Source organism: Streptomyces sp. NPDC090025 (assembly GCF_044748125.1).
Taxonomy (GTDB): domain Bacteria; phylum Actinomycetota; class Actinomycetes; order Streptomycetales; family Streptomycetaceae; genus Streptomyces.
Window position 1 is genome coordinate 1 of record NZ_JBIVFL010000003.1, and the last position, 13,843, is coordinate 13,843.

The 13,843-nt window shown below is 69.3% G+C and carries 12 protein-coding genes; 7 read left to right on the forward strand and 5 right to left on the reverse strand.

What is annotated here, in order from left to right:
• Nucleotides 1-138: 138 nt before the first annotated feature.
• The gene (locus tag ACIPXM_RS09375; RefSeq protein ID WP_401653719.1) at nt 139-1,233 is read right to left on the reverse strand and encodes an amidohydrolase family protein; all 1,095 of its coding nucleotides are present in this window, start codon (nt 1,231-1,233) and stop codon (nt 139-141) included.
• A 138-nt stretch (nt 1,234-1,371) separates the two neighbouring features.
• Here ACIPXM_RS09375 and ACIPXM_RS09380 point away from each other — a divergent pair, with 138 nt between their 5' ends.
• Entirely contained in the window at nt 1,372-2,226 is an 855-nt protein-coding gene (locus ACIPXM_RS09380; protein ID WP_401653721.1) for a class I SAM-dependent methyltransferase, read from the forward strand.
• Nucleotides 2,227-2,238: 12 nt separating this feature from the next.
• Here ACIPXM_RS09380 and ACIPXM_RS09385 read toward each other — a convergent pair whose 3' ends face one another.
• On the reverse strand, nt 2,239-3,354 hold the full coding sequence (locus ACIPXM_RS09385; protein ID WP_401653723.1) for an LpqB family beta-propeller domain-containing protein: 1,116 nt from the start codon (nt 3,352-3,354) through the stop codon (nt 2,239-2,241).
• A gap of 212 nt (nt 3,355-3,566) precedes the next feature.
• Between ACIPXM_RS09385 and ACIPXM_RS09390 the strand changes: the two genes are divergently transcribed.
• Nucleotides 3,567-4,670 (forward strand): pyridoxal-phosphate-dependent aminotransferase family protein, encoded by a 1,104-nt coding sequence (locus ACIPXM_RS09390; protein WP_401654776.1) that lies wholly within the window; start codon nt 3,567-3,569, stop codon nt 4,668-4,670.
• A gap of 52 nt (nt 4,671-4,722) precedes the next feature.
• Here the strand turns inward: ACIPXM_RS09390 and ACIPXM_RS09395 are convergent, their stop codons facing one another.
• Nucleotides 4,723-5,799, reverse strand: coding sequence for an aminotransferase class V-fold PLP-dependent enzyme (locus ACIPXM_RS09395; RefSeq protein WP_401653726.1), 1,077 nt, complete (start codon nt 5,797-5,799; stop codon nt 4,723-4,725).
• A 199-nt stretch (nt 5,800-5,998) separates the two neighbouring features.
• Nucleotides 5,999-6,700, reverse strand: a complete 702-nt coding sequence (locus ACIPXM_RS09400; RefSeq protein ID WP_401653728.1) for a DsbA family oxidoreductase — start codon at nt 6,698-6,700, stop codon at nt 5,999-6,001.
• 378 nt (nt 6,701-7,078) lie between these two features.
• Between ACIPXM_RS09400 and ACIPXM_RS09405 the strand changes: the two genes are divergently transcribed.
• The 3 genes from ACIPXM_RS09405 (at nt 7,079) to ACIPXM_RS09415 (ending at nt 11,108) form a co-directional block, all read left to right on the forward strand.
• Nucleotides 7,079-8,791, forward strand: a complete 1,713-nt coding sequence (locus ACIPXM_RS09405; protein WP_401653730.1) for a recombinase family protein — start codon at nt 7,079-7,081, stop codon at nt 8,789-8,791.
• Between the two features lie 874 nt (nt 8,792-9,665).
• A complete protein-coding gene (locus tag ACIPXM_RS09410) occupies nt 9,666-10,163 on the forward strand; it encodes a hypothetical protein (RefSeq protein ID WP_401653732.1) in 498 nt (165 codons plus the stop codon).
• A 600-nt stretch (nt 10,164-10,763) separates the two neighbouring features.
• On the forward strand, nt 10,764-11,108 hold the full coding sequence (locus tag ACIPXM_RS09415) for an HNH endonuclease (RefSeq protein ID WP_401653734.1): 345 nt from the start codon (nt 10,764-10,766) through the stop codon (nt 11,106-11,108).
• Between the two features lie 80 nt (nt 11,109-11,188).
• Here the strand turns inward: ACIPXM_RS09415 and ACIPXM_RS09420 are convergent, their stop codons facing one another.
• A complete protein-coding gene (locus ACIPXM_RS09420) occupies nt 11,189-11,533 on the reverse strand; it encodes a hypothetical protein (RefSeq protein ID WP_401653737.1) in 345 nt (114 codons plus the stop codon).
• A gap of 665 nt (nt 11,534-12,198) precedes the next feature.
• Here ACIPXM_RS09420 and ACIPXM_RS09425 point away from each other — a divergent pair.
• Nucleotides 12,199-12,381: a hypothetical protein gene (locus tag ACIPXM_RS09425; protein WP_401653739.1), complete on the forward strand. Its 183-nt coding sequence runs from the start codon at nt 12,199-12,201 to the stop codon at nt 12,379-12,381.
• A 154-nt stretch (nt 12,382-12,535) separates the two neighbouring features.
• Complete coding sequence (locus tag ACIPXM_RS09430; RefSeq protein ID WP_401653740.1) at nt 12,536-13,780, forward strand: helix-turn-helix domain-containing protein; 1,245 nt, start codon at nt 12,536-12,538, stop codon at nt 13,778-13,780.
• Nucleotides 13,781-13,843: the final 63 nt, after the last annotated feature.

A 13,843-nucleotide genomic window follows, 5' to 3' on the forward strand; every position in this document is an offset into this window, starting at 1 on the left:
CCCCCCCCCCCCCCCCCCCCCCCCCCCCCCCCCCCCCCCCCCCCCCCCCCCCCCCCCCCCCCCCCCCCCCCCCCCCCCCCCCCCCCCCCCCCCCGCACCAGACACCCCGCACGGAGGTCCGGGCCGCCGGGTGGCCGGCTAGCCGATCACCCGGCCGTTGACGACGACCCGGCGCGGTGCGGCGAGCACCCGGACGTCCGCGCGCGGGTCCTCGCCGTACACCACGAGGTCGGCGGGGGCGCCCTCGGCGAGGGCCGGGCGGCCGAGCCAGGAGCGGGCGCGCCAGGTGGTGGCGGACAGCGCGTCGAGCGCCGGGATGCCCGCCTTCGTCAGCTCCTCGACCTCGGCGGCGACCAGGCCGTGCGCGAGCGAGCCGCCCGCGTCGGTGCCGACGAAGACCGGCACGCCCGCGTCCCAGGCCGCGCGCACGGTGTCGTAGCGGCGCTCGTGCAGCCGCCGCATGTGCGCCGACCAGCGCGGGAACTTCTCCTGGCCGCCGTCCGCGAGGTGCGGGAAGGTGGCGATGTTGACGAGGGTGGGGACGATCGCGACCCCGCGCTCGGCGAACAGCGGGATGGTGTCCTCGGTGAGCCCGGTGGCGTGCTCGATGCAGTCGATGCCCGCCTCGACCAGGTCGCGCAGCGAGTCCTCGGCGAAGCAGTGCGCGGTGACCCGGGCGCCCAGCCGGTGTGCCTCGGCGATGGCCGCCTCGACCTCGGCGCGCGGCCAGGACGGCGCCAGGTCGCCGAGGTCGCGGTCGATCCAGTCGCCGACCAGCTTGACCCAGCCGTCGCCGCGCCCGGCCTCCCGGCCGACGTAGGAGACGAGTTCGGCGGGCTCGATCTCATGGGCGTAGTTGCGGATGTAGCGGCGGGTGCGGGCGATGTGCCGCCCCGCGCGGATGATCTTCGGCAGGTCCTCGCGCGCGTCGATCCAGCGCGTGTCGGACGGCGAGCCCGCGTCCCGGATCAGCAGCGTCCCGGCGTCCCGGTCGGTCAGCGCCTGCTTCTCGGCGGTGGCCTCGTCGACCGGACCGTGCCGGTCGAGCCCGACGTGGCAGTGCGCGTCGACCAGACCGGGCAGCACCCAGCCCTCGACCGTACGGGTCTCCCCCGCGGCGGCGGGCGGCCGCTCGAAGGTGATCCGCCCGTCGACGCACCAGAGTTCGTCCCGTACGTCCTCCGGTCCGACGAGCACCCGCCCCTTCACATGCAGCACCACGTGATCGCTCATACCGGCACTCTACGAGCCGCCGAACGGCCGGGGTACGGCGCGGCGCGGGGCCGGTGTCCGGACGGTACGGGGATCATCGGCGCACGCGCGGCGGCGGTACGGGGCCGACGGCGCGCTCCGGTGGCGAGGAGGTCCGGCATGACGGGGTCCGGTACGGACGGCGAGCGGCATGGCGAGCGGTCCGGCGGGCGGTACGGCGAGGCGGTGTTCCCGCCGGAGCGGGCGGGCGAGGGCGAGCGGATCGACTTCGGCGCGCTCGCCTACGACGCCTTCACCCTGGCGCGGCTGCGGGCGCTCGGGGCCGGGCCCGGCTGGCACTGTCTGGACGTCGGGGCCGGGACGGGCACGGTGGCGCGGGCGCTGCTCGACGAGGCCGGGGTGAGTTCGGTGCTCGCCGTCGACCGTGACGTACGGTTCCTGGCCGAGCGGCCCGTGCCGGGACTTGAGGCACGGCGGGCGGACGTCACGGCGCCGGACTTCGCGCCCGGCCGGTTCCGTCTGGTGCACGCCCGGTTCGTGCTGATGCATCTGCCGGAGCGGGAACGGCTGATCGCCCGGCTCGCCGAACTGGTCGAGCCGGGCGGGGTGCTGGTGCTGAGCGACGCGGTCGACCTGACGAGCGCGGCGGCCCGGCCCGGCACGCCGTACACCCGGGCGATGCGGGCGATGTGGCAGGGGCTGCGGGACACCATCGGCACCGATGTGTCCTGGGTGCCGTCGTATCCGCGGCTGCTGCGGGCGGCCGGGCTGGGCGAGGTCGGGGCGGAGCTGCATGTGCCGCCGCTGCTTCCGGGCAGTCCGATCAGCCGGTTCTGGGCGGACACCTGGGAGCGCGGCCGGGCCGCGATGTGCGCGACCGGCCTGGTGGACGAGGCGGCCGTGGACGAGGCCGTGCGCTATCTGGACGGGCCGGGGTGCGCGGACCTGTCGGCCGGGATGCTGACGGCATGGGGACGGCGGCCCGGTGTGGAGGCGGCCGGGCCGTCGTCCTGAACTGCCACCGGATCAGGGGCGCCAGTCGGCCTGCTGGTCGTGGCTCGGGGTCTTGGTGAGCTGCTTGGGCGCGGTGCCGTCGCCGCGCACCAGCCAGAGGTGTTCGGGGTCGGCGTCGTCGGAGCCGCCCCGGGTGAAGACGACCCGGGAGCCGTCCGGCGACCAGGCGGGGTACTTGTCGTTCGCGCGGGCGGCGGTGATCCGCTTGAGGCCGGAGCCGTCGGGGCGGATCACGAAGAGGTGGGCGAAGCCGCCCGCCGTCTCGACCCGGCTGAAGACGATCCATCCGGTGCGCGACCAGTCAGGCGTGGCGTCGTGAGTGACGGGCCCGGTGAACGGGGTCTGGGCGTGGGTGGCGACATTGATCCGCAGCAGCCTGCTGTAGCCGGTGGTGGCGTCGGAGCGGCTGTACGCGAGGTTCTTGCCGTCCGGCGACCAGGAGGGCCTGCCCTCGTCGGCGGCGGTGTGGGTGAGCCGGGTGGTGGGCGTGCCGTCGAGGTCGGCGACGTACAGCTCGCGCTGGGTGCCGACCGGTTTCACGTACGCGATCCGGGTGCCGTCCGGCGACCAGGCGGGCTCGGACCCGCCCTTGGCGCCGGGCAGCGGCGCCAGTCCGCCGCCGCCCGCCTTCATGGTCCAGATGCCGTCGATGGCGCCGCCGGAGCCGTACCGGACGAACGCGAGCCGCTTGCCGTCCGGCGACCAGCTGGGCATCACGTCGCTGACGGTGGGCGTGTCGGTCACCTTGACGGCGGTGCCGCCGGCCGGGGCGATCGCGTACAGGTCCTCGATGGAGGCGGTGGCGCTGTAGCGCGAGAAGACGATGGTGCGCGCGGTGGGCGGCGACACGGCGAGGACCGTCGCGGGGCCGACGGCGACGGTCGTACGGGGCGCGAGGGCGTACGAGGTGGCGCCCTGGCCCGTCGCTCCCGCGGCGGCCGCCCCGCCGAGGGCGAGCGGCGCGGTGAGCGCGAGCGCGGCGGCGCCGATGACGAGGGCGCGCCGTCCCCGCGAACGGCCTGCGGTGCTCGTGGACCTCGCGATACCCGTGGTGCCTGTGGTGCTCGTGGTGCCAGTGATTCTGCTGATGCCTGTGGTGCCGTCGTGTCTGCCGGAACCGTCCGTCATGGTGCCCACCCCGTCCTCCCGCCCCGCGGCCGGTGATTCCCGGCCACTCCGGCTCGTAACATCCCACCGGCCGGGTCCCGGGGGAAGCGCCTCGGGCCCCCGGCGCGCGGTCTGTGACATGTTCCGTACAGGGCTGTCACACGCGCCCCCGCCGTACCCCCTCGGTAGTCTTGGCCCGCATCGCCACCGACGAAGAAGGCACCGCCGTGACCGTGACACACCCGCTCCTTGACCTGGCCCCGCTGACCGCCGCCCAGTTCGCGTCGATCGAGCGCCGGGTCGCCGCGCTGCTCTCCACCGAGCAGGACGTGGTGATCACCCAGGGCGAGGCGCTGCTGCCCCTGGAGGGCTGCATCCGCAGCGGCGCCCGGCGCGGGTCGACCGCCCTGAACGTGGTCACCGGGCCGTACGGGCAGACCTTCGGCAACTGGCTGCGCGACTGCGGCGCCACCGTGATCGACCTGGCGGTGCCGTTCCACACGGCGGTCACCGCCGAGCAGGTGGCCCGGGCGTTCGAGGAGCACCCGGAGATCGACTTCGTGTCGCTGGTCCACGCGGAGGCCGCCACCGGGAACACCAACCCGGTCGCGGAGATCGGCGAGGTCGTGCGGGCGCACGGCGCGCTGTTCTACCTGGACGCGGTGGCCTCGATCGGCGCCGAGCCGGTGCTGCCGGACGCCTGGGGCGTCGACATGTGCATCATCGGCGCGCAGAAGGCGATGGGCGGCCCGGCCGGGGTGTCGGCGGTGTCGGTGAGCGCGCGGGCCTGGGAGCGGTTCGCCGCGAACCCGGACGCGCCGCGCCGCTCGTACCTCTCGCTGCTCGACTGGAAGGAGCGGTGGATCGACGGCGGGCGCCGGACGCTGCTGCACGCCCCGGCGCAGCTGGAGATGCTGGCCCTGGAGGCGTGCGTGGACCGGATCGAGGCGGAGGGCCTGGACGCCCTGATGGCGCGGCACGCGTCGGCCGCGGCGGCCACCCGGGCGGGCGCGCTCGCGCTCGGCGGCGGTCTGGAGCCGTACGTCCACGAGGCGCGGGACGCGGCCCCGGTCGCCACCACGCTGCGTTCCCCGGCCGGCGTGGACGCCGCCGGGCTGGTCGCGAAGGCGCTGGCCGCCGATCCGTCGCTGCCGCTGATCGCGGGCGGCGGGGCGCTCGCCAAGGAGATGATCCGGGTCAACCACTACGGCGTCGACGCCACCCCGGGCGCCGTCCAGTCCTCGCTGGCGGCGCTCGGCGCGGCCCTCGCGGAGACGGGCCGGACCGTGGACCTGGAGGGCGCGCGCCGCGCGGTCACGGAGGCGTGGGGCGCCTGAGCCCGCCGGGGCACCGGGGCCCGGGGGTCCCGGTGCCCCGGTCCGCGCCGCCTCAGCCCGCGATGATCTTCAGGGCGTGGTCGACGTCGGCGGTCGTGTTGTAGAGGTGGAACGAGGCCCGCAGATTGCCCGCGCGGGCCGAGAGCAGCACGCCCGCCTCGCGCAGGGCGTCCGCGCGGTCGCCGAGCCCGGGCACGCCGACGACCGTGGAGTCGTCCGCGACCGCCGGGTGGCCGAGCCCGGCGACCCCGGCCCGGAAGCGGGCGGCGAGGGCCTTGTCGTGGGCCTCGATCCGCTCGATCCCGATCTCCTCCAGGAGCGCGAGGGAACGGGCGGCGCCGTGGTACGAGAGGAACGCCGGGGGCTCGTCGAACCGGCTGGCCGACCGGGCCAGTTCGCGCACCGGTCCGTAGCTGTTGACCCACAGCTCCTCGCCGGTGACCCAGCCCGCGTGGATCGGCAGCAGCGCGTCCTGCGCCTCGGCGGTGACGGTGAGGAACGACGCGCCACGCGGGCAGAGCAGGTACTTGTAGCCGCCGGAGACGGTGAAGTCCCACTCCCCCGCGTGCAGCGGGAGCCAGCCCGCCGACTGGGTGGCGTCGAGCAGGGTGCGGGCGCCGTGGGCGGTGGCGGCGGCGCGGATCGCGGTGAGATCGGCGGTGCGGCCGTCGGCGGACTGCACGGCGGAGAAGGCGACGAGCGCGGTGTCCGGGCGCACCTCGTCGGCGAGCCGCTCCAGCGGCGCGTAGCGGATCCGCAGGTCGCCGCGGACGGTGAAGGGCGTGATGACGGAGGAGAAGTCGCCCTCGGGGAAGAGGATCTCGGCCCCGGCGGGCATGGACTGCGCCACCATGCCGACGTGGACGGAGACGGAGCTGCCGACGGCGACGCGGTCGGGGGTGACGTGGGCGAGCCGGGCGAACGCGGCCCTGGCCTCGTCGACGACGTCGAAGCTGCCCGCGCCCTCGGCGCGGCCGGCCGCGGTCTCCTCGGCGAGCCGGGTCACCGCCTCGATGGTGCGGCGCGGCAGCAGGCCGCAGGCCGAGGTGTTCAGATAGGTCCGCTGCGGGGCGAACTCGGGCCCGCCGAGGGGCGTCGAAGGGTCTGCCGGCTGATCCACAGATGTCATGGCACCAGCCTGGATTCCCCACGATCTCACGTCAATTGGCGAAGATCATGGGGAAAGCCCAAGGCATCCTTATGAGCCAGTGCGGCGGTCGGTCCGACGGAGGGGCGGCATCGGGCCGGAATCGCCGTCGGGCAGCCGCCGGTCGGCAGTCGGTCAGCCGCCGGTCGGCCCGTCCGTCAGCCGCCGGTCGGCCCGTCCGTCAGCAGTTGCCGCCGTCGATGTCGCAGGCGTCGGCGGTCCCGGCGGTGGCGGCGCCGCCGACCGGCTGGAGGGCGCGGCCCTGCCACGCCTGCTCCAGGGCCTGCGTGAAGAGCTCGGCGGGCTGGCCGCCGGACACCCCGTACTTGCGGTCGAGGACGAAGAACGGCACACCGTTGGCGCCGAGTTCGGCCGCCTCGCGCTCGTCGGCGCGCACCGCGTCCGCGTACGCCTCGGGGTCGGCGAGCACCGCGCGGACCTCGGTCTCGTCGAGTCCCGCCTCGACGGCGAGGGCGACGAGCGTGTCGTCGTCGAAGACGGACCGCTCCTCGGCGAAGTTGGCGCGGTAGGCGAGGTCGAGCAGCGCGTTCTGCACGCCGCGGTCCTTGGCCAGGTGCAGCAGGCGGTGGATGTCGAAGGTGTTGCCGTGGTCACGGCCCTCGGTGCGGTACTCCAGGCCCTCGGAGTGCGCGTTGGTGGCCACGTGCGCCTCCATGGCGCGGGCCTCGTCGAGCGTCCGCCCGTACTTGCTGGCGAGCATCTCCAGGACCGGTCCGGTCTCGCTCTTGGCGCGGTGCGGGTCGAGCTCGAAGGAGCGGTGCACGACCTCGATCTCGTCGCGGTGGGCGAAGGCCGCGAGCCCCTTCTCGAAGCGGGCCTTGCCGATGTAGCACCAGGGGCAGGCGTGGACGAACGGAGCCATACCACGCTTGACCTGCGGAAACGTGCTCGCTGGAATCTCTCCGTCCCTACGGGGCGGGCAGGAACTTCCCGCTCTCTACAGAGAGTGAGAGGAACTTGCTGGCCTCCACAGGACAGTGACGGGAACTTCTTGCTCCCCATGAGGGACTGGAGGAACTCTCCACTCCCTACAGGGCATCGGGAATTCCTTGCCCCTTACAACACCGTGAGGGCACCCACAGAGGCATCCGGGAACTCCTTGGTCCCCACAAGGGAACAGACCCCCCGGAACTCTCGGGGAGGCAGGAACCCTTCGGTCCCTACAGCGGGGGACCCGGATGACGGGGACACCTTTGGTCCCTACTACGGGTAGAGCCACACGACGCCGCAGTCTCAGGAGGTGGTCACCTTCGGCGAACGGATGACCATGGAACGCGAAGATCTTCCCACGCTGCGCGCGCTCGGGTTCGAAGACGACGAGCTTCGAGAGCTGGGGTTGTGGGAGCCCGCCACGGGCGAGCCGATCGACCTCGTAGAAATGTACTTGCGGCGGAGCAAGGAGAAAGACACCCTTGCCGCGCTCCGGCAGCAAGTCCGAGAAATGTGCCACCACACCCGAAGCGAAAACAAGCAAGTTCGGCATTTGTGGTTTGAGCAGCGGAGCGCCAGCAAAGCCAGCGTCCGGCGAGAAGAGTTCGAGAAAGCAACGGCAGCAGTAATAGCGGGCCTCTCGAAAACACTGACCGTCTACAAGACAAGCCGCCTTTCGCGACGCGGAATGGGACAGGTTGGCCTACTTCTTGACGAGTTCGACGCCAGAAAGGCCCGCATCTATGTCGTGGCTGAGCGAATCGACTCGTCCAAGTCTCGAATGATCTTAGCCATTCTTTCGGAGCAAGCGCGAGAGCAAGCAGCGGACATTTCACAATTTTCAAAGCTGAGCGTGCTCGCGAACAAGATGGAAGGAAAATGGAACGGAGGAGTAGCCCCGTACGGTCTCTACTCCCCCAAGGGATCCGGAAAACTATTCCACCTGCCGAAGGAATATCCGACCGCTCGCCGCATTGCTGTCTATCTACTCAACCGCTTGACTCCCGCCTGGATCGCGAACAAGCTCAACAGCGAGGGATTGAGGACACGACACGGCCGCAAGTGGACCGATTCGGGAATCATCAGCCTTGCCCATTCAGTCGCATGGGCCGGTTTGGTACCCAGTCGGGAAAAGATGCGCGACGAGCACGGCAACGAGTTGGACAAGTACCACCGTGGCGGAACTCCGCTACTGGACAAGGATGGCCACCCAATCTCCTGCGGACAGGGAGTCGTCACCTTTGCGGAACACGTCAAGATTAATCAGATCTTGGCTGAACGAGCCCAGCCCGGAACTTCCATCGGCGACCGGTCCCGCGGAAAGCGCGAAATCGTCGCTATCCTTACGGACCTGTTGCGCTGCGGGCACTGCAATGGCCCCATGGAAAACGGAGGAGTCAACTATCGCTGCCAAGCACGACAGCGACAGGGCGCGTCCTCATGCAAGGGACTATCCACGGGGCGTACGAGGATCGATAAAACGATCTCCGGGCTGTGGGAGACGCACATACTTAGCCTCTCCCCGGAGTCCGACGTTATCCACGCGATCGCCCGCAAGTGGCTCGACTACAAAGACCCTGCAAAGGAAAAACGGAAGCAGGAGGTCTCGGCAGCCCTGGACAGCGCGGCATCGCGCGAGCTCAAGCTCCAAAAAGAATACTTTATCGGCGGCGGGATGGATGAGTCACGCTATGAATCACTGCGAGCGGAACTCTCCACGCAGATCGATGGAATGAAAGCCGAACTAAGGGAACTTGAGAAGGAAGCTGACCTGAGCCCTCTCATGGATCCGAGGGCTCTTACACAGCTATGGGAGAACGCTGGCCCGAGTGGACAGCGCGCCCTCCTTCGAGCAGCCATAGGGAGAATCACTCTCAATCCGCCGAAGGGACGTGGCGACCGCACCCCGATTGATAAACGCATCTCCATCTCATGGGTTGACACTGCGACGGACGAGAGTCCACTAGACGCCTCGCTTGCGCACGTCGCTCGGTCTAGGGCTGCCCGGAAGGCTGCCGCCTAATCGACCAACCACCGAAGCCCCGGCGGAAGATTTCACATCGCCGGGGCTTCTCGCTGCCCAGCGAGAAGAAACGACTACGAAACCCCCATGACCTATTACAGCTTCTGGTTTTCTCTTTAAAAACTAAGAGAAAAATAGAAACCATGGCCTCACCATCCTCTTAAGTAACAAGTTTCGGATAGGAGTTCCGTGGGCTACTACGCCTGGGACAACCAGCTTTCCGACTGCGGAAACTGCGGACACAGGTTGACGGGTAGGCAGGAACGCTACTGTTCCCCATCATGCCGACAAGTCGCCTACCGCGCGAGCAAAAAGCCGACACGACAACCATTGAAGCGTTGCCCTCTGTGCGGTGAACACTTCGAAGCCACAAGCGCACGAAAGAAGTACTGCGACTACGACGACGAAGCGGAAGACGACTGCCGCACAGCACAGGACGAATTGGAGGACGCCGAGTGCGTAGCCCAGTGGCAGCGTGAGAATGCCACGTGTGGGGTGTGCGGTGAGCCCGCCAATTGGAGAGGTCGCGGGCGCCCTCGCCGCTTCTGCTCGAATCGCTGCAAGCAATTCGCCTACCGCAGACGCCGCGCGGCCTCCATACCCGCCGCGAACAATAACTAACTAAGGAGTCCTAATGAACGAAAATCTCCGACGCGCCGAATTCCTCAACGGACGCCGCGACAAGGAGCGTAGTCGCGCCGAATCCTGGAAGTGGAACGCACACATGGAGGAGTTGGCTGCTATGAAGTGTTCCCACCCAGAGATGTTTGACCGGATGGGCCCCACAGCCCTGATGAGCCTCGGTTACTACGAGCACGACAAGAAGCTGGCCGCCGAGCACGGGCGCGATGTGAACAACGGGGGCAAGTGAGTCATGGCTACAGAGATCGAGAAGGCTGCCGAGCGGGTGGCGAAGCTGCGTGCGCAGGCAGAGAAGCTGTCCGGACCGCTCGCTGATGCACAGGCACAGTTGGACGCCGCACAGGAAGCGGAATCGGTGCGCCGCGCTGAACGGGAAGAGGCGTACAACCGCAACGTCGTCGCCACGTGGCGAGACCATGCGGATGAAGCCGCGAACTCCGGCGACGATGCGCACGCGCGGTTCTTGGCGGCTCTTTCCGCTGAACCGTGGTTCGCGGCGTATGTCGAGTACCGGTCCGCCCGCTACAAGCGAGGGCACGTTCTCACGGAGGCACAGCGTGCACAGACGGCGCTGCGCGAGGCAGTGACAGTACCTGAGCAGCGTTGGTACGACGCCGCGATCCTGGACGAGATCCAGCGGACCGTAGAGAAGCAGGCGGCAGCACTCGGAGCCAAGTTCTCGGAGGATCTGGACGCGCAGCGCGAAGCCTTTGTTGCGGAACGGGGCTGACGATGGCGGTTGACGCGCTGGACCCCGGCCCGGACGGGGACTATCCGTACTTCCCTCGTGATACGCACGGACGGCCGCTCTGGTCAGACATGGGCCTGGCGCCGGAAGGGGAAACGGTGATGCCCCGCAGCGTCCAGCCAATGCGTACTCCGGCAGACCCCGGTGGCGTCCTGACCGTGGATGTCACACCACGCCTACCGGACGGCTCGCCCATCGATCCGCCTACCCTCCCGTCGAAGGGAACGACCCCCGCGTAGTGCGGGGGTCGTGTGGCAGAGCGCGGGGACTGCACCGCCCACGAGTAACCGGCCCGTCCGCGGGTCGCCGAACGGGGGTCGCAAGCGCGTGCGGTCCCCACTGTGTCCGGGTCGGTACTGCCGGCCAGGACGCACACGCCCGTCTAACCCAATCGGTAGAGGTGCGCGGTACCGGTCCGGCTCGTCTGGGACATCGGCCGCAGAGTTCCCGGTTCGACTCCGGGGGCGGGCACGTAGACAACGACGACCAGGCCGACGACGAGCGACCACAAGCCCATTGCAACCGGGCCCACGGGTAGCGGCATGATGCCCATGCGGTCGCTCACAACATCGAGGGGGCGCCATGCGCTGTATCGACTGCACAGGACCGGCGACCCATCGGGGCCGCTGCGAGACCCACCACGGGGTGTATGAGGGCCGTCCGGCGGTTCGCAGCCGACGTACACGGAGCCGACGACGAGCGGCCCGCCACGACGCTGCTGCGCGTCTGCGTGGAGTGATCGACCGTCGGGGGACCGCGTGGTGTGACTGGTGCCTTGACGACTTTTTCGCGGCGGATGTGGACGTGGACCACGTGCGGCCCCTCTCGATGGGAGGGACCGACACGGACGGCAACGTGCAAGTCTTGTGCCGGGGTTGTCACGGGCTCAAGACAGCGACGGAGTTCGGGGCCGCTCGTGCCGCGTAGAGCCTGCTGGTGCCCGTGACATGGCACCGCCCCGGTGCGGGCCTGCCGTGGCGGCTCGTACCGGGGCGGAGTGTGGTGGCTCACTCAATCTCGAAGATCACGGACTTGAACTTCACATCGGCGCCGAGCTCAGCGCCGAAGTTAATCTCCGTGGCCACGCCCTGGCAGTCCTCTTCGCTGTAGATCATGCCCAGGGTGTCGCCTACGTCGTTCTTCGCCGAGAACGCGCTGCCGGGCTTGCCCTCGACCTCGGGGATATTGATGCACACGCGCGTGCTCGGCTGTTCCAGCTGCCCGCTACTTGGGTTGGCCGAGTCGCCGTACTGGTACAGGAAGGCGCCGTCGGTGGCGTGGGCCGAGGTGGGGATGGTCGCGATGAGGGCGAGGGCGCCGAAGGCGGCGCCGACCGCATGACGAAGACGCACGGGGGGAGGTTCCTCTCTTCAGTGGCAGCCGACCAGTTGCCAGCCATCCGGAATGAGCATCTCCGGCAAACCGTCTCCATGACTCCCGGTTCGAAAGCGCTCAGACGTGATCAAGGGGCGCACCGAAGCAACGTCGCTGCTCACTGTGGGCGCTTGCGCGCTCCGCTATTTGGGCTACCCAAATAGGAGGGTGGGCCAGCCCTGAATCTGCCACGAGGTGCCACATGCCCCGTAAGCCCCGTACCCCCTGCACAATCCCCGGGTGCCCCGAGCTGACGAGCGGGGGACGCTGCCCGACGCACGAGCGCGAGGCGCAACAGCAGCGAGGCACGACGGCCGAGCGGGGCTATGACACCCGCTGGCAGCGCGTCCGGCGCCGCTACTTGTATGCGCATCCGTGGTGCGTGCTGTGCTCGCGTATCGCGACGGTGGCGGATCACTTCCCGGAGTCGCGTCGCTCGCTGGCGGCTCGGGGCGTCAGCGATCCGGATGCGTGGTCGCGTCTGCGTCCGCTGTGCACGTCGTGTCACAACCGCGAGACCGCGAGGCATCAACCGGGTGGTTGGGCTGCTGAGCGTGTCCGTCCTCGCCGGTTCTGAGTCGGCGACCAGGGGGTGACCCCCGCGCCTCGCCGAGATTGATCGGCAGGGAGGCAAAAAACTCGCATGGCTCATCAGAGCGTTTCGGTGGAGGTGAACCCCATGGCAGTACCCGGGCAAAAGCCCAAACCGCATATTCAGGCAGTCAGGGAGGGGACTTACCGCCCGGACCGCAATAGCGAGGGTGCGCGCATCGCTGTTGCCGAGCCGACCGAACCGGACTGGGACGAGCTGCTGCCGCCCGCATGACAGGCGTACGCAACGGCTGACACTACAGCCACCCAAGCCCCCGTGGTCGGCCCGTTCTGGGGTGGCCCGGGGGCTGTCGTCGTTCCGCCCGGCTTGACTGATCAGCGTTGCCGGGATAGCGCGCGGGCATACGCTTGTCGTGAGGTGAGCGCTGATGTCCACAGGGTTGGCAGACAACATCCGGAAGTACCGGCGCACGGCCGGACTGAGCCAGGAAGGGTTGGCCGAAGCGGCTGACCTTTCGCTGAGTACCGTTCGCAAGGTCGAACAAGGTGGGGACGTACAGGTTGAGACCCTGCACGCCCTCGCCCGCGCGTTGGGGATCAGCACCTCCGCGCTGTTCGCCACCGAGGCCCCGCGATCCGTGGTCGGCCCCCAAGACGACGCCAACCGGCGTCACCTCATTGAATTGCGGCGCGCGCTCATGCCACCCATCGGGCTCGCCGCCCCTCTCGCCGTCGATCCAGTGGAACCCGGGGGGCTGGACGCAACTCGTCAGAAGGTTCGGGACGCTCGCGCCCTGTACGACCAGGACCGCTATTCGTCCGTGGCCAAGTTGCTTCCCCCGCTCTTGCGTGGCTCTGAGGCCGCCGTGAACGTCCTGGACGGTGAGGAGCAGCAACACGCGGTGATCGCCCGCGCTCAAGTGCTGCTGATGACAGGCCAGTTCCTCACGCAGGTGCGGCAGTACGACATGGCTTACTACGCACTGGCGGAGGCAATCCGCCTTGCCAGGGAGAACGGGCAGACACTCACGGCGGCAACCGGTGTCGTCGGCATGTGCTGGTTGCTGCTGCGGCAGGACCGCTTTGACGAGTGTGAGCAGCTTGCAGCGCAGACGGCCGCAGCGATTGAACCCCGGCTGTCTTCAGCGTCCACCACTCACCTGGCCGTATGGGGCGAGCTGTGGCTCAGGGTGGCCGCGTCCAGCATGCGCAACAACCGTCCGGACGTAGCTACCGAGGCCCGGCGGATGGCAGCGACGGCAGCAAGCGCCATGGGGCGTGAGGACATGGGCTTTCCCGACCACTGGGGCGGGTTCGGTCCGGCAACGGTGGAAATGAAGGCGATCGAAGACCTGTCGTTGATCGGGGATGCGCGCGGGGTGCTGCGGCGCGCCGATGAGGGCCCCGTGAGCGCGGGCGGTCTGCGCACTCTCGGCGGAGTCACCCCGAACAACTGGAACCGTCACCGCCTGGACGTGGCCAAGGCGCATGTCGCATCCGGTGAACACCAGGACGCCATGGGCGAGCTGATGCAGATCAAGCAGCGCGCCGAGGGCTGGATCACTCACCAACCCATGGCGCGTTACGTCATGACCGACATTCTCAAGACCCGTAAGCGGACCCTGACCGGAGAGATGCGGAGTATGGCGGCACACCTTGGGGTCACCGGCTGAGCCACTGCGAAGCGCAGTACTTCGGCGCGCTGGTCGCCCGAACTACCTCTCACCACACGTGGA